This window comes from Luteimonas sp. YGD11-2 (assembly GCF_004118975.1).
Classification (GTDB): Bacteria; Pseudomonadota; Gammaproteobacteria; order Xanthomonadales; family Xanthomonadaceae; genus Luteimonas; species Luteimonas muca.
Map to the genome: position 1 here is coordinate 2715346 of NZ_CP035376.1, position 21485 is coordinate 2736830.

General features: G+C 69.6%; 16 protein-coding genes and 1 pseudogene. 1 reads left to right on the plus strand and 16 read right to left on the minus strand.

Translation table 11 applies throughout. From position 1 onward, the window contains the following. Positions 1 to 263: 263 nt before the first annotated feature. Positions 264 to 2996, minus strand: coding sequence for a preprotein translocase subunit SecA (secA, locus tag ERL55_RS12515; protein ID WP_129136708.1), 2733 nt, complete (start codon positions 2994 to 2996; stop codon positions 264 to 266). A 302-nt stretch (positions 2997 to 3298) separates the two neighbouring features. Further along, complete coding sequence (locus tag ERL55_RS12520; protein WP_241685766.1) at positions 3299 to 4123, minus strand: M23 family metallopeptidase; 825 nt, start codon at positions 4121 to 4123, stop codon at positions 3299 to 3301. 95 nt (positions 4124 to 4218) lie between these two features. On the opposite strand from ERL55_RS12520, the gene ERL55_RS12525 reads away from it, so the two are divergent. Then, a complete protein-coding gene (locus ERL55_RS12525; RefSeq protein ID WP_129136710.1) occupies positions 4219 to 4668 on the plus strand; it encodes a DUF721 domain-containing protein in 450 nt (149 codons plus the stop codon). A 477-nt stretch (positions 4669 to 5145) separates the two neighbouring features. Here the strand turns inward: ERL55_RS12525 and lpxC are convergent, their stop codons facing one another. From lpxC to mraZ, 14 genes and pseudogenes are all read right to left on the minus strand, one after another. Continuing rightward, positions 5146 to 6054, minus strand: a complete 909-nt coding sequence (lpxC, locus tag ERL55_RS12530) for a UDP-3-O-acyl-N-acetylglucosamine deacetylase (RefSeq protein WP_129136711.1) — start codon at positions 6052 to 6054, stop codon at positions 5146 to 5148. Between the two features lie 339 nt (positions 6055 to 6393). Next, positions 6394 to 7626, minus strand: coding sequence for a cell division protein FtsZ (gene ftsZ / locus ERL55_RS12535; protein ID WP_129136712.1), 1233 nt, complete (start codon positions 7624 to 7626; stop codon positions 6394 to 6396). Positions 7627 to 7726: 100 nt separating this feature from the next. Then, positions 7727 to 8962, minus strand: a complete 1236-nt coding sequence (gene ftsA, locus ERL55_RS12540) for a cell division protein FtsA (RefSeq protein WP_100321820.1) — start codon at positions 8960 to 8962, stop codon at positions 7727 to 7729. Continuing rightward, entirely contained in the window at positions 8959 to 9819 is an 861-nt protein-coding gene (locus ERL55_RS12545) for a cell division protein FtsQ/DivIB (RefSeq protein ID WP_129136713.1), read from the minus strand. The genes ftsA and ERL55_RS12545 overlap by 4 nt, the downstream gene beginning before the upstream one ends. Then, positions 9816 to 10778, minus strand: a complete 963-nt coding sequence (locus ERL55_RS12550) for a D-alanine--D-alanine ligase (protein WP_129136714.1) — start codon at positions 10776 to 10778, stop codon at positions 9816 to 9818. Before ERL55_RS12550 ends, ERL55_RS12545 begins: the two co-directional genes overlap by 4 nt. Then, positions 10775 to 12223: a UDP-N-acetylmuramate--L-alanine ligase gene (murC, locus tag ERL55_RS12555; protein ID WP_129136715.1), complete on the minus strand. Its 1449-nt coding sequence runs from the start codon at positions 12221 to 12223 to the stop codon at positions 10775 to 10777. The genes ERL55_RS12550 and murC overlap by 4 nt, the downstream gene beginning before the upstream one ends. Continuing rightward, positions 12220 to 13563: a putative lipid II flippase FtsW gene (gene ftsW / locus ERL55_RS12560; protein WP_129136716.1), complete on the minus strand. Its 1344-nt coding sequence runs from the start codon at positions 13561 to 13563 to the stop codon at positions 12220 to 12222. The genes murC and ftsW overlap by 4 nt, the downstream gene beginning before the upstream one ends. Then, a complete protein-coding gene (gene mraY, locus ERL55_RS12565; protein ID WP_129136717.1) occupies positions 13563 to 14648 on the minus strand; it encodes a phospho-N-acetylmuramoyl-pentapeptide-transferase in 1086 nt (361 codons plus the stop codon). The genes ftsW and mraY overlap by 1 nt, the downstream gene beginning before the upstream one ends. Then, the gene (gene murF / locus ERL55_RS12570; RefSeq protein WP_129137346.1) at positions 14638 to 16035 is read right to left on the minus strand and encodes a UDP-N-acetylmuramoyl-tripeptide--D-alanyl-D-alanine ligase; all 1398 of its coding nucleotides are present in this window, start codon (positions 16033 to 16035) and stop codon (positions 14638 to 14640) included. The genes mraY and murF overlap by 11 nt, the downstream gene beginning before the upstream one ends. 17 nt (positions 16036 to 16052) lie before the next feature. Next, positions 16053 to 17516: a UDP-N-acetylmuramoyl-L-alanyl-D-glutamate--2,6-diaminopimelate ligase gene (locus ERL55_RS12575; protein ID WP_129136718.1), complete on the minus strand. Its 1464-nt coding sequence runs from the start codon at positions 17514 to 17516 to the stop codon at positions 16053 to 16055. Between the two features lie 101 nt (positions 17517 to 17617). Continuing rightward, positions 17618 to 19357: pseudogene (locus ERL55_RS12580) on the minus strand (penicillin-binding protein 2); the annotation flags it as partial. After that, positions 19354 to 19617, minus strand: coding sequence for a cell division protein FtsL (ftsL, locus tag ERL55_RS12585; protein WP_129137347.1), 264 nt, complete (start codon positions 19615 to 19617; stop codon positions 19354 to 19356). The gene ftsL and the pseudogene ERL55_RS12580, both read right to left, overlap by 4 nt. Further along, positions 19617 to 20582: a 16S rRNA (cytosine(1402)-N(4))-methyltransferase RsmH gene (gene rsmH, locus ERL55_RS12590; RefSeq protein ID WP_129136720.1), complete on the minus strand. Its 966-nt coding sequence runs from the start codon at positions 20580 to 20582 to the stop codon at positions 19617 to 19619. Before rsmH ends, ftsL begins: the two co-directional genes overlap by 1 nt. Beyond that, a complete protein-coding gene (gene mraZ / locus ERL55_RS12595; protein WP_129136721.1) occupies positions 20579 to 21025 on the minus strand; it encodes a division/cell wall cluster transcriptional repressor MraZ in 447 nt (148 codons plus the stop codon). Before mraZ ends, rsmH begins: the two co-directional genes overlap by 4 nt. Between the last annotated feature and the right edge of the window lie 460 nt (positions 21026 to 21485).

The following is a 21485-nucleotide window of genomic DNA, read 5'->3' on the forward strand; positions in this document are numbered from 1 at the left end:
GGGGGCAGGCTCTTCTCCCGAAGGCGGGAGAAGGGCTCAGACAGCTGCGTCCAGCCACACGCCTGATCGGCCCAGTCGTGGCCTCCCGTACACGCCGCGGACCCAAGAGTGCGGCCGCTGTTGGAAGAGCAGAGCCCCCCTGAGTGAGGGGGGCGCGCCGACGGCGCGGGGGTGTGGAAGCAACCCCGTGGCACCCCCATGGTCCGCAACGCGGACCTGGGGGTTGCCGCCCGCTCCGCGGGCGGCACCACGGGCAGCTCAGCTCAGCTGAGCTGCCCGTGGCAATGCTTGTACTTCTTGCCGCTGCCGCAGGGGCAGGGATCGTTGCGGCCCACCTTGGGCGCGTCGCGGGTCACCTGTGCCACCCCGCCCTGCGCGGCCAGACCACGCTGCACGGTCTCGGCTTCCTCGTCGGCACCGTAGCCGCCGGCATCGGCATGCTGGAACTGCGCCTGGTTGAGCTTGGCCTCGACCTGGCGACGCTCCTCGGCCTCCATCGCCGTGATCTCCTCCTCGCTGCGCACGCGCACGCGCGCCAGCATGGCGATGACCTCGCGCTTGACCTTGTCGAGCATTTCCGAGAACAGCAGGAACGCCTCGCGCTTGTACTCCTGCTTCGGCTGCTTCTGCGCGTAGCCGCGCAGGTAGATGCCCTGGCGCAGGTAGTCCATGCGCGCGAGGTGCTCCTTCCAGCTCTGGTCGACCACGTTGAGCATCAGGTGCTTCTCGAGCATGCGCATGGTCTCGCTGCCGATCTGCTGCTCCTTGGCCGCGAACAGCCCGTCCACCGCCTCCTGCACGTGGGCGGTGATGCCCTCGGCGTCGATCTCCTCCTCGACCAGCCTGCGCAGGTCCAGGCGCAGGCCGAAGTCGGCTTCCAGCGCCGCTTCCAGGCCCGGCAGGTCCCACTGCGCGTCGATCGATTCCGGCGGCACGAAGCGTCCCACGATTTCCGCCACCACGTCGGCGCGGATGCCGTCGACGGTTTCCTTGACGCTGTCGGCGTCGAGCAGTTCGTCGCGCTGGCCGTAGATCACCTTGCGCTGGTCGTTGTTGACGTCGTCGAAGTCGAGCAGGTTCTTGCGGATGTCGAAGTTGTGCGCTTCCACCTTGCGCTGTGCGTTGGCGATCTGCTTGGTGACCAGCGGCGACTCGATGATGTCGTCCTCCTGCAGGCCCATGCGCGCCATCACCTTCTGCACCCAGTCGGCGGCGAAGATGCGCATCAGGTTGTCTTCCAGCGACAGGTAGAAGCGGCTGGAACCCGGATCGCCCTGGCGCCCGGCGCGGCCACGCAGCTGGTTGTCGATACGACGCGACTCGTGCCGCTCGGTGCCGATGATGTGCAGGCCACCCGCCGCCACCACCTGGTCATGGCGCTGCTGCCACGCCGCGCGTACCGCCGCCTTCTGCTCGTCGCCGGCTTCCTCGCCGAGCTCGTGCAGCTCCGCTTCCAGCGAACCACCGAGCACGATGTCGGTACCGCGGCCGGCCATGTTGGTGGCGATGGTCACCGCCTTCGGGCGGCCGGCGTGGGCGATGATCTGCGCCTCGCGCTCGTGCTGCTTGGCGTTGAGCACCTCGTGCGGGATGTTGTCCTTGCGCAGTTCGGCCGACAGCAGTTCGGAGACCTCGATCGAGGTGGTGCCGACGAGCACCGGCTGGCCGCGCTCGTAGGCGTCCTTGATCTCGCGGGCAACGGCGCGGTACTTGCCGGCGCGGTTGAGGAACACCGCATCGGGGTGGTCCTTGCGCACCATCGGCCGGTGGGTGGGGATGACCACCACTTCCAGCCCGTAGATCGACTGGAACTCGTAGGCTTCCGTATCGGCGGTACCGGTCATGCCCGAGAGCTTGCCGTACATGCGGAACAGGTTCTGGAAGGTGATCGAGGCGAGCGTCTGGTTCTCGCGCTGCACCGGCACGCCTTCCTTCGCCTCGACCGCCTGGTGCAGGCCATCCGACCAGCGCCGGCCCGGCAGCGTGCGGCCGGTGAACTCGTCGACGATCACCACCTCGCCGTCGCGCACGATGTAGTCGACGTCGCGCTGGTAGATCGCGTGTGCGCGCATCGCGGCGTTGAGGTGATGCACGACGTGGATGTTGTGCGGGTCGTACAGGCCCTCGTCCTCGCCGATGATGCCGGCCTTGCGCAGCAGTTCCTCGGCGTGCTCCTGGCCCGCCTCGGACATGTGCACCTGCTTCTGCTTCTCGTCGACCCAGAAGTCGCCCTCGCCATCCTCGGCGGTCTGCCGCACCAGCGACGGCACGATGCGGTTGACCTTGATGTAGAGCTCGGGGGTCTCGTCGGCCGGGCCGGAGATGATCAGCGGCGTGCGCGCCTCGTCGATGAGGATCGAGTCCACCTCGTCGACGATCGCGTAGTTCAGCCCGCGCTGGTAGCGGTCGGCCTTCGACAGCGCCATGTTGTCGCGCAGGTAGTCGAAGCCGAACTCGTTGTTGGTGCCGTAGGTGATGTCGGCGCCGTAGGCGGCGTGCTTGTCGCCGTGCGGCATGCCGGGGTAGACCACGCCGACCGTCAGTCCCAGCCAGTTGTAGAGCTTGCCCATCTGCGCGGCGTCGCGGCGTGCCAGATAGTCGTTGACCGTCACCACGTGCACGCCCTTGCCTTCCAGCGCGTTGAGGTAGACCGGCAGCGTGGCCACCAGGGTCTTGCCCTCACCGGTGCGCATCTCGGCGATCTTGCCCATGTGCAGCACCATGCCGCCGATCAGCTGCACGTCGTAGTGGCGCATGCCCAGCACCCGGCGGCTGGCCTCGCGGCAGACCGCGAACACTTCCGGCAGCAGCTTGTCGAGCGACTCGCCATCGGCGACGCGCTGCTTGAAGTGCGGGGTCCTGGCCTGCAACTCGGCGTCGGTGAGCTTCTGCATCTCCGGCTCGAGTGCATTGACCTTCTGGGCGACCTTGTCGAGCTGTTTGACGAGACGTTCGTTGCGGCTGCCGAAGACGCTGGTGAGCAGGCGGTTGAGCATGGGTGTACCGGTTCGGGGTTCGGGGCACGGGCCGGTCGTGCCGGCCCGCAACGAAAAAAGGGCGCGGGGCGCCCTTTCTCATGGCAACGCGGATTGTAGCGTGGGGACGCGCGCGGCGGCTTTCAAGGAAAACCGAGTCACCGACCCGACTGGCGAGGGCACCTTCGGACGAGCGCGGCGAGCTTCGCCCTCACCCCATCCCCTCTCGCGTAAACAGGAGAGGGGCGATGGTGCCGGGCGGGAGATACTTCGAACGTGGCGGGTCGCAACCGGACGATCTTTCGCACGGTTCGCCTCGGGTCCTACTGGCGCGAGACGCCCATGTCGGCGAGGAACTGCCGCGGGTTGAGCACGCGGCCACCTTCCCACACTTCGAAGTGCACGTGCACGCCGGTCGAGCGCCCGGTCGAGCCGGCCTTCGCCAGTTCGGTGCCGGCGCGCACCAGGTCGCCGACCCGCGCGGTGTTGCGCGAGTTGTGCGCGTAGCGGGTGACGTAACCATTGCCATGGTCGACCTCGACCACGTTGCCGTAACCGGAGCGCTGGCCGGAGTAGCTGACCACGCCATCGGCCACCGCCATCACCGGGTCGCCGAGGCGGGCGCTGAAGTCGATGCCGCGGTGGAAGGCACGGCCACCACTGAACGGATCGGCGCGGTAGCCGTAGCTGGAGGTGACGTAGCTGCTGCCCACCGGCGAGCGCGAGGGCAGCGCGGCACGCTCCATCTCCTCGCCGAGCAGCAGCGCCTCGAGCACCGAGAGCTGGTCGCCCGAGGTGCGGAACTGGGTGTCCACCTGCTCCATGCCCTCGTGCAGCGCACGGGCCGGCATGTCCTGGACGGGACCCGGACCACCGACGGCGACCGCGGTGGTGAAGTCGAACTCGCCCTCGCCGAGCTTGCCGATGCGGGTCAGGCGCTCGCCCAGCGCATTGAGGCGGTTGGCCTGGGCCTGGAGTTCGCCGAGACGCGCGGCGAGCGCGTTGACCTCGCGCTGCGCCTCCTGGCGGGTGTTGTCGATCATCGCCTGCTGGCGGGTGTTTTCCGCCTTCAGGCGGGAGATCTCGCCGGCAGCGGCGCCGGCACCGAGCACGAGGCCCGAGCAGGCCAGCACGGCGGCGGCGGTCATCGGGCGGCGGGCGATCCGGGCGCGCGTGCACCGCAACCAGTGCATCATGCGGGCTCGCGCCTGCCGGGTATAAGAGTTCAGGGTCATTGCTTCACATGTCCGGAGTTCGTTCAAAGCCACCCAGGACCGGTCCGCAAACCCCACAGCCGGCGCTCGATACGCTGCTGGGCGGTGCGGCCGGTGATCCGTTGCGTCGGGCACTGTGGCTCGACGACCTGGACCGGCGACTGCGTCCCCTGCTTCCCCCGGCGCTGGCCGCGCATGCGCGGCTGGGCAACGTCGACGGTGGCAGGCTCGTACTGCTGGTGGAAGCTGCGGTCTGGCATGCCCGTGCAAGGCTGGCCGGTCCACAGATCCTCGAAGCCGCCCGCTCCCTCGGGCTGGATGTCACGGTGCTGGTGGTGCGTACCACCAGCCGACCCGCCTCGCCGCCTCCCCCGGCCAGACCCAGGTCACGTCCTCTTTCGCCACACGCCGAACAGGCCCTGCGCGAGGCGGTCACGCTCCTGTCGACCAACGACACCGACGATCGAAGCGGGTCCTGACACCCGCCGCGGCTTCACGCGGCCTGCACGGCGGGGACGGGGCATCCTATCGGCCATACCCGCGCGAAGGGTTAACGACTCGGTAAGTAAGCGTAAATTTCCGTTAACTTTTCGTTATGAGTTCACTCGGAACTCACGTTGGTGAGCCCCCGCGACGCACCTTGCCAGCGGTCAAAGCCCCGTGCGGGGCACGCATCGCGTTGGAAAGTCCAATGAAACCAGTGACCTGCGCGGGTCGCGCTGGCGTTGCGATTGCGTCGCCCGATAGCCCGGATGCGACCGCACCGCGCGTGCGATCCAGTGGCCATGCGCAACCCGACATCGGTACATGCGGGGCGTCCCGGCATCAGCCCGGATGCAGGGCGTCCAGCGCGTGCGATCGGCGCCCGACGCGCGTCATCGCGTCGGGGCGTCGCGTCCGGACCGGTTCGTGGGTTTGCCGCGTAGGGTCGATGCCGACGCCGCGCGGGTACATGCTCAGGCGGCGACGGGAACGCCGTAGGACACCGGGGCCTCGGCCTGCGCGTCGAAGCTCACCTCTTCCCAGGCCGATGGCTCGGCCAGCAGCGCACGCACCAGCTTGTTGTTGAGCGCATGGCCGGACTTGAAGCCCTCGAAGGCACCGAGGATCGGGTGGCCGGCGAGATAGAGATCACCGACGGCGTCGAGGATCTTGTGGCGCACGAACTCGTTGGCGTAACGCAGGCCGTCGTCGTTGAGCACGCGGAACTCGTCGAGGACGATGGCGTTGTCCATCGAGCCGCCGAGACCGAGGTTGCGCTCGCGCATGAACTCGAGGTCGCGCATGAAGCCGAAGGTGCGCGCGCGGCTCACTTCGCGGATGTAGTTCTCGGTGGAGAACTCCACCACGGCGCGCGACTGGGTGGCGGGGATCGCCGGATGGTCGAACTCAATGGTGAAGTCGAGCCTGAAGCCGTCGTACGGCGTGAAGCGCGCGATCTTGTCGCCGTCGCGCACCTCGATGTGGCGCTTGATGCGGATGAAGCGCTTGGGGGCGTCCTGCAGCACGATCCCCGCCGACTGCAGCAGGAACACGAACGGACCGGACGAGCCGTCCATGATCGGCACTTCCGCCGCCGACAGCTCGACATGGATGTTGTCCACGCCCAGCCCGGCCAACGCCGACATCAGGTGTTCGACCGTCATCACCTTGCCCGCGCCACGGGTCAGCCCGGTGCAGAGCATGGTCTCGGTGACGAGTTCGCCGTTGGCGGGAATTTCCACCACCGGATCGAGGTCGACGCGGCGGAACACGATGCCGGTATCGACAGGCGCCGGACGCAGCGTCAGGAAGACCTTCTCGCCACTGTGCAGGCCTACGCCGGTGGCGCGGATGGTGTTCTTGAGGGTGCGTTGCTTGGGCATCAGGGGTCTGCCAGGAGCGCGGGAACCCGGTGGGCCAACGCGGAACGCGCGAAGGTTAGCACGCGCCCCGCTTAACCTGAACGGAAGCGACGGGGCCCGGGAGGCCTCGCGTAAAACGCCACCGGGCCGGCGCAGGCCCGGTGACAAAGGACACGTCAGTACCACTGCGGCCCGGGACGGACGGCCCGGACCGCTGCAACGGAGACGACCGTCAGTCAGCCTGGCGGCGCAGGGTGAGCCCACCCGCCTGCGAGGCATTGCCTCGAGGGTGGGCGAACCCCCGTCCATGGACGGCCGGGCCGGGGGCTCTGATCCCGTGCCGCCTCGCCATGGATGGCATCAGTCGGCCTGACGACGCAGGAACGCAGGAATGTCCAGGTAGCTGCTGTCGTTGCCGAAATCGGCGACGGCGGGCTTCGCGGTGTCCTCGGCAGCCACGCTGCGGCCACGCAGGGCCGAGGCGATGCTCGGCGCCTGGCCGGCAACGGCGTCCTCGATGACCATGCCGGTGGTGCCGTCGCGCTTGGCCTGGGTGTGGATCAGCTGCACCTGCGGGCGACGCGCCGGCTCGGCGTTGTAGTCGCTGCCGCGCACGCTGCTGCGGGTGGCCGCGCGGTTGAGGCCGGTGGCGACCACGGTCACGCGCACTTCGTCCTGCATGTCCGGGTCGAGCACGGTGCCGATGACCACGGTGGCGTCCTCGCTGGCGAAGTTCTCCACCGTGCGGCCGACCTCGTCGAACTCCGACATGGTGAAATCCGGGCCGGCGGTGATGTTGACCAGGATGCCGTTGGCACCGGCAAGGTTGACGTCGTCGAGCAGCGGGTTCTGGATCGCCGCCTCGGCCGCGGCCTGCGCACGGTCGTCGCCGCGGGCGTGGCCGGTGCCCATCATCGCCAGGCCCATCTCGGACATGACGGTGCGCACGTCGGCGAAGTCGACGTTGATCAGGCCCGGGCGCACGATCAGGTCGGCGATGCCCTGCACCGCGCCCAGCAGCACGTCGTTGGCGGCACGGAAGGCCTGGATCATCGTGGCGTTGCGGCCGAGCACGGTGATCAGCTTCTCGTTGGGAATGGTGATCAGCGAATCGACGTGCTGCGACAGGTCCTCGATGCCCTTGAGCGCCACCTGCATGCGGCGACGGCCCTCGAACGGGAACGGCTTGGTGACCACGGCGACGGTGAGGATGCCCATCTCCTTGGCCAGCTGCGCAACCACGGGCGCCGCACCGGTGCCGGTGCCGCCGCCCATGCCGGCGGTGATGAACACCATGTCCGCGCCCTGCAGCGAGTCCATGATGATCTCGCGGTCTTCCAGCGCGGCCTGGCGGCCGACCTCCGGGTTCGCGCCCGCGCCCAGGCCCTTGGTGACATTGCCACCGAGCTGCAGCTGCAGCTTCGCGCCGCAGTTCTTGATCGCCTGCGAGTCGGTGTTGGCGGTGATGAACTCCACCCCGTCCACGCTGCTGCTGACCATGTGGGCCACGGCGTTGCCGCCACCACCGCCCACGCCAATGACCTTGATGACGGCATTGGGTGCCATCTTCTCTACCAGTTCGAAATGCGCCATGTCCGTTGTCCTCGCAAGTGTGTGTTGCTTATCGATATGTTGTTGAAACGCCCTGCTCCGCCCTGCTTCCCTCCGTCCGTCCCGCGCGTGGCGGGCCGGCTCAGAATTCGCCCCGGTACCACTCCTTCAATTTCTTGAAGAAGCTGCCTGCGCGCCCGGTCGGGATCACCGGGCGGCGGGGATGTTCGATCTGGCTGCCCATCAGCAGCAGGCCCACGCCGGTGGCGTGCACCGGGTTGCCGACCACTTCGCCCAGCCCGGTCACGTGCTGCGGAATGCCCACGCGCACCGGCATCTGCAGCATTTCCTCGGCGAGTTCGACCACGCCTTCCATCTTCGCGGCGCCGCCGGTCAGCACCATGCCGGCGCGCACGTGCTGCTCGAAGCCCGAGCGGCGCAGTTCGGCCTGCACCATCTCGAAGATCTCCTCGTAGCGCGCCTGAACCGCCTGCGCGAGCGACTGCCGCGGCAGACGCCGCGGCGGGCGGTCGCCCACGCTCGGCACCTGGATCGATTCCTCGCTGGTGGCCAGCTGCGCCAGCGCGCAGGCGTAGCGCACCTTGATCTGCTCGGCTTCCGGCGTGGGCGTGCGCAGCATGTGCGCGATGTCCTCGGTGACCTTGTCGCCGGCGATCGGCAGCGACGAGGTGTGCGAGATCGCGCCCTGCACGAACACCGCCAGATCGGTGGTGCCGGCGCCGATGTCGACCAGCACCACGCCGAGCTCGCGCTCGTCGGCGGTGAGCACGGCGGTGCTGGATGCCAGCGACGACAGCACCAGGTCGTCGATCTGCAGCCCGCAGCGCTGCACGCACTTGGAGATGTTGGCGGCAGCCGACTGCGCGCACACCACCAGGTGCGCGTGCACCTCCAGGCGCACGCCGGTCATGCCGACGGGATTGCGGATGCCTTCCTGCGAGTCGTCGAGCACGTACTCGCGGGGAATCGCGTGGAGGATCTTCTGGTCGGCCGGGATCGCCACCGCCTTGGCGGCGTCGAGCACGCGGTCGAGATCGGCCCAGGTCACCTCGCCGTCGCGGATCGGCACGATGCCCGGCGAGTTCTTGCACTGCACGTGGTTGCCGGAGATCGACGCATACACCGAGCGGATCTCGCAGCCGGCCATCAGCTCGGCTTCCTCGATCGCGCGCTGGATCGACTGCACGGTGGACTCGATGTCGACCACCACGCCGCGCTTGAGCCCGCGCGATTCATGGCTGCCGATGCCGATCACCTCGATCGGGTTGCCGGGGGAGTACTCGCCCACCAGCGCCACCACCTTGGAGGTGCCGATGTCGAGGCCGACGATCAGGGCCTTGTCGCCTTTGCGGTTCATGCGGTGCTGCCGGAAATGAAGGGGGGAAACAGTGCGCGCGGGGCGCCGGAGGTCAGGGCACGGACGATCGCGTCGAGCGGCTGCGCTGCACGCATTCGCGCGGCTGCGAGCGGACGGCCATTCACCGCCACGGTGGCGGTGTTCGTGCCATCGGCCGGGGCGGCTTCGCCCCAGGTCAGTGCAAAGCCATTCGTGTAGCGCAGGTCCGCCCGCTGCAGGCGCTCGGCGCGCTCGTGCAGCAGCCGCGGCAACAGGCGGGCGAAGCGTTCGATGCGCGGGCGCGCCTGCTGCCCGCCAATGACCACGTCGGTGCCGCTGGCCAGGCGCATCGACCAGCTGCCACGCGAATCCACCGCCACGCGCTCGACGTCGTCGCCGACCGCGGTGAACAGCGCGCGCGACTCGTTGTAGAGCGCGACCACGTCCGGCACGCGTGCCTCCGGGCCGTCGAACCACGGCAGGCCATCCGGCGGCGTGGTGCCCGCGGCCGGGAACAGCCGACCCTGCTCGGACAGCAGGCGGTCGTCGCCCCAGCGCGCGAACGGACGGTGTTCGCTGACGCGCACTTCCAGCACGTCCGGCCAGCGCTTGCGCACTTCCGCCTGTTCCACCCACGGCAGCGTCGATACGGCGGCCTGGGCGGCAGCGAGGTCGACGGCGAAGAACCCGCGCTGTGCATGCGGCAACACCGCCTCGCGCAGCGCCGCGTCCTCGACCCAGGCGAGGTCGCCGATCACCCGCAGCGTGCGCAGCGGCCAGCGCTCGGCGCCGATCCAGCCCTGCACCACCGCCACCACCGGCAGTGCCACCAGTGCCAGCGCCAGTGCCCAGGCGAGGATGCGCAGCATCGCGTTCACAGGGTCTGCTCCAGCACGCGCCAGCACAGTTCCTCGAACCCGATGCCGATCTGGCCGGCGGCCTTGGGCACCAGCGAGTGGCTGGTCATCCCCGGCGCGGTGTTGACCTCGAGCAACTGGAAGTCGCCGGTCTCGCGGTCGCGCATGATGTCGACGCGGCCCCAGCCACCGCAGCCGGCGGCGACGAAGGCCGCCAGCGCGAGTTCGCCGATGCGACGCTCGTCGTCGCCCTCGAGGCCCGGGCACAGGTACTGCGTGGCGTCGGACACGTACTTGGCTTCGTAGTCGTACCACGACCCCTTGGGCACGATGCGGATCGACGGCAGCGCGCGCAGGCCGTCGCCGGTGTCGAGGATGCCGACGGTGAGCTCGTCGCCGACCACCATGCGCTCGACCAGCAGTTCGCCCGGGTAGCGTGCGGCCAGCTGCACGGCATCCTCGAGGCCGGCATCGTCGAACACGCGGCTGACGCCGACGCTCGAACCTTCCTGCGATGGCTTGACGATCACCGGCAGGCCGAGCGCGCGCGCGGCGGCATGCACGTCGTCGCCGCGCGCCAGGCGCGCGTAGGCCGGCGTCGGCAGACCGAGGCTCAACCACACCTGCTTGGTGCGGATCTTGTCCATGCTCAGCGCCGAGCCGAGCACGCCGGAGCCGGTGTACGGCACCCCGAGCGCATCCATCAGCCCCTGCACCACGCCGTCCTCGCCACCGCCGTGCTGGCCGTGCAGCACGTTGAACACGCGGTCGTAGCGGCGTGCCACCAGCGCCTGCGCCAGCGCGGCGATGCCGTCGACCGGCTGTGCATCGACGCCGCGCGCGCGCAGTGCTTCGAGCACGTTGCGGCCCGACTCCAGCGACACCTCGCGCTCCGACCCGGTGCCGCCAAGCAGCACGGCGACGCGGCCGAAGCCGGCCGGATCGGCGAGGCGCGGGGCGGGCAGCGGACGTGCGCTCATCGCAGCACCTCCGGAAAACCATCGAGCGCCAGCTGCTGCGCGGCATGGCCGATGTCACCCGCGCCCATCACCAGCAGCAGGTCGCCATCGGCAAGCACGTCGGGCAGCACCGCACGCAGTTCATCGGTGTCGTCGACGACCACCGGGTCGAGACGCCCGCGCGCACGGATCGCACGTGCCAGCGCCCGCGAATCGGCATTCGCCAGCGGCGCCTCGCCGGCGGCATAGACCTCGGTCAGCACCAGCACGTCGACCTCGGACAGCACCGCGGCGAAGTCATCGAGAAGGTCGCGGGTGCGGCTGTAGCGGTGCGGCTGGAAGGCAACGACCAGCCGCTTCTCCGGCCAGCCACCGCGCGCGGCCTCGAACACCGCCTTGAGTTCCTTCGGGTGGTGGCCGTAGTCGTCGACCAGCTGCACCGTCGCGCCCTGCGCGGTGGTGAGTTCGGCCAGCAGGTTGAAGCGGCGGCCGATGCCCTGGAACTTCTCCAGCGCCTGCACGATGCGCGCCGGCTCCACACCGACCTGCCAGCCCACCGACGCCGCCGCCAGCGCGTTCTGCACGTTGTGGCGGCCGGGCAGTGCCAGCGTCGCCGGCGTGCGGCTGCCATCGGGCAGGCACAGGGTGAAGCACATGCGCGCACCATGCTGCACCACGTCCTCGGCCCGCACGTCGGCATCCACGCTGAAGCCGTAGGTGGTCACGTGGCGCGGGGTCTCCTCGGCCAGCCGCGCGACTTCGGGATCGTCGATGCACAGCACCGCCAGCCCGTAGAACGGCAGCCGGTGCAGGAATTCGGAGAACGCCGCCTGCACGCGTGCGAAGTCGCCACCGTAGTTCTCCAGATGGTCGGCATCGATATTGGTGACCACCGCCACCAGCGGGTTCAGCCGCAGGAAGCTGCCGTCGCTCTCGTCGGCCTCGGCCACCAGCCAGTCACCACCGCCCAGCCGCGCATTGGCGCCGGCGGCCAGCAGCTGGCCGCCGATGACGAAGGTCGGGTCCATGCCGCCTTCGGCCAGCACGCTGGCGGTCAGCGAGGTGGTGGTGGTCTTGCCGTGGGTGCCGGCGACCGCGATGCCGCGCTTGAGGCGCATCAGTTCGGCCAGCATCTCCGCACGCGGCACCACCGGAATGCGGCGCGCACGCGCTTCCACCAGTTCCGGGTTGTCGGCGCGGATCGCGCTGGAGATCACCACGCAGTCGGTGCCCTGCACGTTGTCGGCGGCATGCCCGCGATGCACGCGGATGCCGAGCGCCTGCAGGCGACGCGTCACCGCGTTGTCGGCGAGGTCGGAACCCGACACGCTGTAGCCCAACGTGTTGAGCACCTCGGCGATGCCGCTCATGCCGGCGCCGCCGATGCCGACGAAATGCACCCGCCCGTAGGCACGCGCGAGTTCGGCGCCGGACAGCAGGCGGGCGTCGAGCAGGCGACGGATCATGCAGAGGTTCTCCCGAAGGTGGGTTCGACGCGCTGGCGCAGGCGGCTGGTGCCGTAGGCGGGCGCCCTTGCGGCGTCGGCGGCAGGCGCAGGGGCGGCGGGCGTCGCGCGCGCCGGTGCGGGGTCGTGGCTGGACGGTGCCGGTACCGGAGTAGGAGCATCGCCGCGCAGGCGTGCGACCTGGCGCTGGGCGCGGTCGAGCTCGAAGGACACCCGCAGCAGCAGGCCCACCGCGACGCAGGTCATCATCACGCTGGAGCCGCCGGACGAGATCAGCGGCAGGGTCAGGCCCTTGGTTGGCAGCAGGCCGAGGTTGACGCCGATCGACACCAGGCTCTGCAGCGCGATCGCCAGTGCCACGCCGAAGGCGCAGTAGCCGGCGAAGTGGCGGCGCATCTCCACGCACTTCAGGCCGATCCACAGCGCGCGCCCGACCAGCAGCGCGTACAGGCCGATCACCAGGCACACGCCGAGGAAGCCGAGTTCCTCCGCGATCACCGCCAGGATGAAGTCGGTATGCGCCTCGGGCAGGTAGTTGAGCTTCTGGATCGACGCGCCCAGGCCGACGCCGGTGAGTTCGCCGCGGCCCACCGCCATCAGCGCGTTGGCGAGCTGGTAGCCGGAATTGAACGGATCCGCGAACGGGTCCATGAACGAGGTGAGGCGGCGCATGCGGTACGGCTCGGCGATCGCCACGATCGCCAGCAGTGGCAGGCCGATGACCACCGGCGCCGCCATCCGCGGCAGGTGCACGCCGCCCAGCACCAGCATCCCGGCGGTGATCGCCAGCATCAGCGCCAGCGAGCCGAAGTCGGGCTGGAACACCAGCAGCACCATGAGGCCGCAGGCCACGAAGATCGGCTTGAGCATCGCGCCCCAGGTCGCATTGACCTCGTCGCGGAAGCGCACCAGGTAGCTGGCCAGCCACACGATGTACATCAGCTTCACCGCTTCCACGACCTGGAAGTTGGAGACGCCGAGGTTGATCCAGCGCTGCGCGCCATTGACGCTGTGGCCCAGGCCCGGGATGAACACCAGCAGCAGCAGGCCGAAGCAGCCCAGCAGCAGCAGGCGGTCGTACTTCTCGATGCTCTTGAGCTCGGTGCGCATCACCAGCGCGCACAGCACCGCGCCCATGCCCAGGAACATCAGGTGGCGCACCAGGAAGTAGAACGGGCCGACCTCCAGCTCCTCGGCCACCGCGATCGAGCTGGAACCGACCATCACCACGCCCAGCACCGCGAGCGCGATGGCGGCGCCGCACAGCCACGGGTCGAAGCGCCCCTGGATGGCGTCCAGGCGGGTGGCCTGGCGGCTGGCGGTGGTGTCGGCAACGGCCATCAGCGCACCTTCAACGTCGCGAGGCCGACCAGCACCAGGATCACCGAGATGATCCAGAAGCGCACGATGACGCGCGGCTCCGGCCAGCCCTTGAGCTCGAAGTGGTGGTGGATGGGCGCCATCCGGAACACGCGCTTGCCGGTGAGCTTGAACGACGCCACCTGGATCATCACCGAGAGCGTCTCGATGACGAAGATGCCGCCCATGATCACCAGCACCAGTTCCTGGCGAACGATCACCGCGATGGTGCCCAGCACCGCACCGAGCGCCAGCGCGCCGATATCACCCATGAACACCATCGCCGGATAGGTGTTGAACCACAGGAAGCCGAGCCCTGCGCCGGCGATCGCCGCGCAGATGATCACCAGTTCGCCGGCACCCGGAATCTGCGGGATCTGCAGGTAGTTGGAGAACACCGCGTTGCCCGAGGCATAGGCGAACACGCCCAGCGCGCAGGCCACCAGCACCGTCGGCATGATCGCCAGGCCATCGAGGCCGTCGGTGAGGTTGACCGCGTTGGAGAAGCCGACGATCCAGAAATAGGCGATGGCGACGAAGGTGATCGACACCAGCGGCAACGCCACCGCCTTGAACAGCGGGATATAGAACGTGGTCGCCGCGGCGACGTCGGCGGTCTGGTACAGGTAGATGCCGGCCGCCAGGCCAAACACCGACTGCAGCAGGTACTTCCAGCGCGACTTCAGCCCGTTCGGGTCGCGTCTGACGATCTTGATCCAGTCGTCGTACCAGCCGATGGCGCCAAAGGCGAGCATCACCAGCAGCACCACCCACACGTACTTGTTGCGCAGGTCGCCCCACAGCAGCACCGAGGCGAGCACGGTGAGCAGGATCAGCGCACCGCCCATGGTCGGGGTGCCGGCCTTGGAGAAATGCGTCTGCGGGCCGTCGCTGCGGATCGGCTGGCCACCCTTGTACTGGGCCAGCCTGCGGATCACCGCCGGGCCCCACCACAGCGACAGCAGCAGCGCGGTCAGCGCGGCGAGGATGCCGCGGAAGGTCAGGTACGCGAACAGGCCGAAGAAATCCTCGAGCCCCTGCAGCCAGCGCGCCAGCTCAAGCAGCATCGGTGGTGTCCTCCGTCAGGTCCAGCAATGCGGACACGACCCGCTCCATCGCGCTCGAGCGCGATCCCTTGACCAGCACGCGCAGCGATGCGCCCTCGCCTGCCGCAGCCCGCGCCTGCACCTCGCGTCGCAACGCGTCGATCAGTGCGGGCTGGTCGTCGTGGTGGTGGGCGTCGGCGCCGAATGCCTGCGCCGCGGCGGCGCTCAGCCGGCCCACCGTGTACAGCCGTTCGATGCCCGCCTGGTGTGCGCGGCGGCCGATCTCGGCATGCAGCGCGGCGGCATCCGTGCCCAGCTCGCCCATGTCGCCCAGCACCAGCCAGCGCTGGCCCGCAGCGGCCGCCAGGGTGTCGATCGCGGCATCCATCGAACCGGGGTTGGCGTTGTAGCTGTCGTCGATCAGCAGGCCGCCGCCCGCCATGCGATGGCGCACCAGGCGGCCGGCCACCGGCTGCGCGGTGGACAGCGCGTTGGCGATGACGCCCGCGCTGGCGCCAAGCGCCCAGGCGATGGATGCCGCCGCCAGTGCATTGCGGATGCTGTGGCGGCCGGCCAGCGGCAGTTCCACCGCGGCTTCGGCATCGGGCAGCACCAGCACGAAGGTGCTGCCGGCATCGCTGGCGCGGATCGCGGTGGCGGCGATGTCGGCACCGTTGTCGATGCCGAAGCGCAGCAGGCGGCGGCCATGCGCGCGTTCGGCGAAGTACGGCGCGAAGGCGTCGTCGGCATTGATGATGGCGGTGCCGTCGGCGGGCAGCGCCTCGTAGATCGCGGCCTTGGTCTCGGCGATGCCGAACAGGCTGCCCATGCGCTCGAGATGCGCCGGCGCCACGTTGTTGACCAGCGCCACCTGCGGCCGCGCAACCGCCGTCAGCCAGGCGATGTCGCCGGGCTTGCCGGCGCCCATCTCGTAGATCGCGTAGCGGCTGTCTTCCGGCGCCGACAGCACCGACAGCGGCAGCCCGATTTCGTTGTTGCGGTTGCCGGGGTTGGCGTAGGTCGGCCCCAGCCGCGACAGGATCGTGCGCGTGAGTTCCTTGACCCCCGTCTTCCCGTTGCTGCCGGTGATGCCGACCACGGTGCCGCTGCGCGCACGCTGCACGGCGCCGGCCCACATCGCCAGCGCGGTCTGGGTGTCATCGACCACGATCTGCGCGATGCCGGCATCGGACGGCCGCGACACCAGCGCGGCGCGCGCGCCACAGGCCGCAGCGGCGGCGACATGGTCGTTGCCGTCGAAGCGTTCGCCGCGCAGGGCGACGAACAGGGTGCTGGCGCCGGCACCGAACGCACGGGTATCGGTTTCGACCGCATCGATCAGCGGGTCGCTGTCGGGCGCGGCATCGAGCCGGCCCTGCGCCCAACGGGCAATCTGCGACAGCGGCATCGGGGTGATCGCCAGGCTCATGCGCACTGCTCCAGCACAGCGCGCGCGACCTGCGCGTCGTCGAAGGGATGGCGCACGCCGCTGATCTCCTGGTAGGGCTCGTGCCCCTTGCCGGCGACCAGCACGATGTCGCCCGGGCCGGACTGGCCGATCGCCTGCGCGATCGCGGCAGCGCGGTCGCGCTGCACGGTCACCGCGCTGCGCCCGGCAAAGCCGTCGAGGATCTCCGCGACGATGGCATCGCCGTCCTCGCCGCGCGGGTTGTCGTCGGTGACCACCACCGCATCGGCCAGGCGTTCGGCGATCGCCGCCATCTGCGCGCGCTTGCCGCGGTCGCGCTCGCCACCGCAGCCGAACACGCAGACCAGCCGACCGCGCACGTGGTCGCGCAGGCTGGCGAGCGCCTGCTCCAGCGCGTCGGGGGTATGCGCGTAATCGACCACCACGGTCGGTCGGCCGGCGCCGCCGAGCCGGGTCATGCGCCCGGGCACCGGCTGCAGCCGCGACAGGGTGTCGGCGATGGTCGCAGCGTCCTCGCCGAGCGCATGCAGCACGCCGGCCACCGCCAGCAGGTTGTCGACATTGAAGCGCCCCAGCAGCGGTGAACGCACCGGATGCTCCGCCTCGCCGGTACACAGCCGGAAACCGATGCCGGCACCGTCGAGCGCCACCGACTCCGCGCGCAGCAACGCCGCAGGATGGCCGCGGGTGCTGATGCCGATCGTGCGCCCGGCATGGCCGGACTCGAACAGCTGCAGGCCGTAAGGATCGTCGAGGTTGACCACCGCCGCTTCCAGCCCCGGCCAGCGCAGCAGGCGCGCCTTGGCGGCACCGTAGCTGGCCATGTCGCCGTGGTAGTCCAGATGATCGCGGGTGAGGTTGGTGAACACGCCGACGCGGAAATGCACGCCATCCACGCGCCCCTGGTCGAGCGCGTGCGAACTGACCTCCATCGCCACCGCCTGCGCGCCGTCGTCGCGCAGGCGCGCGAGCAGCGCATGCAGCTGCGAGACCTGCGGCGTGGTGAAGCCGGTCGGCTCCACCGCGCCATGCAGGCCGGCGCCGAGGGTGCCGATGCTGCCCGCCCGCAGGCCGCGCAGGGTCCACGCCTGTGCCAGCAGCTGCACCGTGGAGGTCTTGCCGTTGGTGCCGGTGACGCCGACGGTGACCATCGCCTTCGACGGCGAGCCATGGAAGCGGTCGGCCATTGCACCCAGGCGGCTGCGCAGCCCGGGCACCGCGATCGCGTCGGCCGGCACCTCGAGGTCTTCCGGCGCCGGGATTTCGTAGACGATCGCCGCGGCACCGGCATCCAGCGCGCGCGACGAGAAGCGCAGGCCGTGGGTGCCGAAGCCCGGGATGGCGATGAAGGCATCGCCCGGGCCGACCTCGCGGCTGTCCTGCACCAGCCCGGAGACGGCCAGCCCGGCCGGCACGCCGGCGACGTCGGGCAGCAGCTCGCGCAGCGCCATGCGGCTCATCGCGCGGCTCCCGCATTGGCCACCGCGGCGGCCACCGCCGGTGCGACCGGGCGCGCCGGTGCCTGGCGCGCGGCGGTCGCCCGGCGCTTGCGCTCGGCATCGGCCTGCGCCGCAAGCCAGGTGTCGATGTCGTCGGGCGGCACGTCCATCAGCCGCAACGTGCCTTCCATGGTCGCCTTGAACACCGGTGCGGAGATGTAACCGCCGCCATAGGTGGAACCACCGCGCGAGGTGTCGGGGTCGTCGATCACGATGACCATCGAGAAACGCGGGTTGTCGACCGGCACCAGGCCGGCGAAGAACGCGACGTAGCGGCGCGCATAGCCGCCGCCGCTGGCCTTGCGCGCGGTGCCGGTCTTGCCGGCCACGTGGTAGCCCAGGATCGCCGCGCGCGTGGCGGTGCCACCCGGCTCGGTCACGGTCTGCATCATCCGCATCACTTCGGCGGCGATGCCCGGATCGAGCACCTGGGTCGGCTCGTTGTGCTGGCCCTTGACGAAGGTCGGCGCGATCAGCCTGCCGCCGTTGCCCAGCGCCGCGTAGGCGACCGCCAGCTGCAGCGGCGTCACCGACATGCTGTAGCCGTATGACATCGTCTGCTTCATGGTGCCGTCCCAGCTCGCCGGCTCGCGCAGGAAGCCCGCCGCCTCGCCGGGAAAGCCGCTGCCGGTGCTGCGGCCGTAACCGAAGCGCTGCAGGAACTGGTAGAAGCGTTCGTCGGGCAGCGTGTGCACGATCTTGGCCACGCCGACGTTGGAACTCTTGGTCAGCACGCCGGTGACGTCGAGCACGCCGTAGTTGCGGAAATCGCTGGTGCGGTAGCGCCCGTTCGGGATCCAGCCCGGGTTGGTGTCGATACGGGTATCGGGGCGGATGGTGCCGGCCTCGAGCCCCGCGGCCACGGTCAGCGGCTTGATCGTCGAGCCCGGCTCGATGAGGTCGGTCACCGCGCGGTTGCGGCGCGCCTCGCGGTCAGTGCTGCCCAGCACATGCGGGTTGTAGGCCGGCAGGTTGGCCATCGCCAGCACCTCGCCGGTGGCGACGTCGAGGATCACCGAGGAACCGGCACTGGCGCCGGAGCTGACGATCGCGTTGCGCAGTTCGCGGTGGGCGAGGTACTGGATGCGGCGGTCGATCGACAGCGTCAGGTCCTTGCCCGGCTGCGCGGGGCGCACCAGGTCGACGTTCTCGACGATGCGGCCGCGGCGGTCGCGGATGACCTTCTGCGCACCCGGATGCCCGCGCAGCCATTCGTCGAACGCCAGCTCGATGCCTTCCTGGCCACGGTCGTCGATATTGGTGAAGCCGAGCACATGCGCCAGCGCCTCGCCCTGCGGGTAGAAGCGGCGGAACTCGCGCTGGCTGAACACGCCGGGGATATTGAGCGCGACGATCTTCTGCGCGCTGGCCGGGTGGATGCGGCGCTGCCCCGGCAGGTACATGAACTCCTTGTCGGCGCGCTGCGCGACCGCGCGCGCAAGCTGGTCCGGGTCCTGGCCGATCGCTTCGGCCAGCTCGGTGATGCGCTCGGGGTGCTTCACCAGTTCCTGCGGGTTCGCCCACAGCGACGCCACCGGCGTGGAGATCGCCAGCGGCTCGCCGTTGCGGTCGGTGATCATGCCGCGCGAGGTGGCGATCGGCAGTTCGCGCAGGAAACGCGAGTCCGCCTTCTGCTGGTAGAAGGCGTTGTCGATGAGCTGCAGGTCGATGGCACGGCCCACCAGCACCAGCGCCACCAGCCCGAGCCCGCCGCCCACCAGCAGCAGCCGCGCGCGCAGGTCGAACTGCGCGCGGGCACGCGGGCGCTTGGCATGGCCACCGGGGATGCGTCCGAACCTCATGGCCGGATCACCACGATGTCGGCGGTTTCCGGGAACTTCATCCCCAGCCGCTCGCGCGCCACCTGGTCGATACGGGTGCTTTCCGCCCAGGTCGCCTGCTCGAGTTGCAGCCGGCCGAATTCGATGTTGAGTTCGTCGCGGGCGTTCTCCAGCCGCGTGAGCTGGCTGAAGAGCTGCCGGTGCTGGTGGCGCGCATGCACCACGCCGATCGCGGTGATGACGATGGCGACCAGCACGATGGCGACCAGGAAGCGGGTGATCATGCCGCCACCCCGTCGAGCTTCTGGGCCACCCGCAACACCGCGCTGCGCGCGCGCGGGTTGGCCGCCACTTCGTCGGATTCGGCATGGATGGCGCCGCCGAGGTCGCGCAGGCGCGGCACGAACGGCGCGATCTCCGGCAGCCGGCGGTTGCTCGGCGGCGGCTTGGCGTGGCGTGCGATGAACTGCTTGACGATGCGGTCTTCCAGCGAATGGAAGCTGATCACCGCCAGCCGCCCGCCCGGGCGCAGCACCTCGAGGGCGGCATCGAGCCCGGCCTCGAGATCGGCCAGTTCCCGGTTGATGTGGATGCGGATGGCCTGGAAGCTGCGCGTGGCCGGGTGGATGCGGTTGCGCTCGCTGCCCGGCTTGCCGCGCGGCATCGCCGCGGCCACCAGTTCGGCCAGCTGCGCGGTGCGCACGATCCGCTCCTGCGCGCGCCGGGCGACGATCGCGCGGGCGATGCGGCGGCTGTGCCGTTCCTCGCCATAGGTCCACAGCACGTCGGCGATCGCGCGCTCGTCGGCGTGCGCCAGCCACTCGGCCGCGCTCTCGCCGGAGCCCGGGTCCATGCGCATGTCGAGCGGGCCGTCCTTGCCGAACGAGAATCCGCGCTCGGCAACGTCGAGCTGCGGCGAGGACACGCCGAGGTCGAACAGGATGCCGTCGACGCCGGCACGCGCGAGGTCCCAGCCGCCGAGCGAGGCGAAGCTGGCCTGGCGCACGTGCACGCGCGCGTCCGCGCCGAACTCGCGTCCGGCCACGGCGATCGCGTCGGGATCCTTGTCCATCAGCAGCAGCCGGCCCTGTGCGCCCAGACGTTCCAGTACGCGTCGCGCATGGCCGCCACGACCGAACGTGCCGTCCAGATACACGCCGTCCTCCACCACCCGCAGGCCGTCGATGACCTGCGCGACCATGACTGGAAGGTGGCCGGACGGGGTGTCCGTGCCACCGCCGTTCATAGCTTCAACTCGAGCAGTTGCCCGCTGAGATCCTCGTCGGTGATCACCTGGCGGATCTGCGCGTGGTGCGCCTGCTCGCTCCAGAGTTCGAACTTGTCGCCCATGCCCAGCAGCACGGCCTTCTTCTCGATGCCGACCGCCGCGCGGTGGCTGGACGGCACGCTGATGCGGGCATTGCCGTCGAGTTCCACATGCGCCGCCGAACCGACCAGGCAGCGCTGCATGCGCCGGTGCGCCGACAGCGAGCCGGGCAGCTGGTTGACCGCGTCGCGCACCCGCTCCCACTCCGCTTCCGGGTACAGGAACAGGCAGCCGGACTCGAACGGGTTGTAGGTCAGGACCAGGCGACCGGCGCACACGCGCGCGACAATGTCCCGATAGGCGGTGGGAATCGCCAGTCGGCCCTTGTCGTCGATGGTGATGGCGGTCTCGCCCTGGAACACTTGGTCTCGGCCCGGATGCCCGTCTGCGGCGGGCTTCAGATTCCGCGGAAAACCACAAAAACCCCGGCTTCCCCACGTGGCGCCACCTTAGGGTCGGGTCAGGGGGTTGTCAACAATGCGTTTGTCAAATTTTCGCTAGTCCGCTCAATGACTTGCGAAGAAGTTCACATACTTGTTCAAGCTTTATCCACAAGCTGCTGTTTCGTCTCAAATTTTGAGATAGCTCACAGAATTCAGGGTCGTGGAGGGCGTGTGAAGGGTGGCATGGGCGACGGATGGATTCGTGCTCCGTACCGACCTTCAGCTTGGGCACTGCGCGAGAGGGGGGATTCGCGCCGGGACGCTGGCCCTGGCACCGGCGAGATCAATGACCAATGACTTCACCGACGAGCACACCATTCTTCTGGCTGCCGGCGAAGGTGCTCCGGAGGGGTGGATGAGGGCGTATTTCCGCGCCCCT

What these genes read in the sequence shown, in the direction of transcription:
- ftsZ (WP_129136712.1), bottom strand. Translation starts at nt 7,626, where the DNA reads ATGGCGCATTTCGAACTGGTAGAGAAGATGGCACCCAATGCCGTCATC.
- ERL55_RS12525 (WP_129136710.1), top strand. Translation starts at nt 4,219, where the DNA reads ATGTCCGGAGTTCGTTCAAAGCCACCCAGGACCGGTCCGCAAACCCCA.
- mraY (WP_129136717.1), bottom strand. Translation starts at nt 14,648, where the DNA reads ATGCTGCTTGAGCTGGCGCGCTGGCTGCAGGGGCTCGAGGATTTCTTC.
- ERL55_RS12550 (WP_129136714.1), bottom strand. Translation starts at nt 10,778, where the DNA reads ATGAGCGCACGTCCGCTGCCCGCCCCGCGCCTCGCCGATCCGGCCGGC.
- secA (WP_129136708.1), bottom strand. Translation starts at nt 2,996, where the DNA reads ATGCTCAACCGCCTGCTCACCAGCGTCTTCGGCAGCCGCAACGAACGT.
- ftsW (WP_129136716.1), bottom strand. Translation starts at nt 13,563, where the DNA reads ATGGCCGTTGCCGACACCACCGCCAGCCGCCAGGCCACCCGCCTGGAC.
- ERL55_RS12575 (WP_129136718.1), bottom strand. Translation starts at nt 17,516, where the DNA reads ATGAGCCGCATGGCGCTGCGCGAGCTGCTGCCCGACGTCGCCGGCGTG.
- murF (WP_129137346.1), bottom strand. Translation starts at nt 16,035, where the DNA reads ATGCCGCTGTCGCAGATTGCCCGTTGGGCGCAGGGCCGGCTCGATGCC.
- murC (WP_129136715.1), bottom strand. Translation starts at nt 12,223, where the DNA reads ATGATCCGTCGCCTGCTCGACGCCCGCCTGCTGTCCGGCGCCGAACTC.
- ERL55_RS12520 (WP_241685766.1), bottom strand. Translation starts at nt 4,123, where the DNA reads ATGACCGCCGCCGCCGTGCTGGCCTGCTCGGGCCTCGTGCTCGGTGCC.
- rsmH (WP_129136720.1), bottom strand. Translation starts at nt 20,582, where the DNA reads ATGAACGGCGGTGGCACGGACACCCCGTCCGGCCACCTTCCAGTCATG.
- lpxC (WP_129136711.1), bottom strand. Translation starts at nt 6,054, where the DNA reads ATGCCCAAGCAACGCACCCTCAAGAACACCATCCGCGCCACCGGCGTA.
- ftsA (WP_100321820.1), bottom strand. Translation starts at nt 8,962, where the DNA reads ATGAACCGCAAAGGCGACAAGGCCCTGATCGTCGGCCTCGACATCGGC.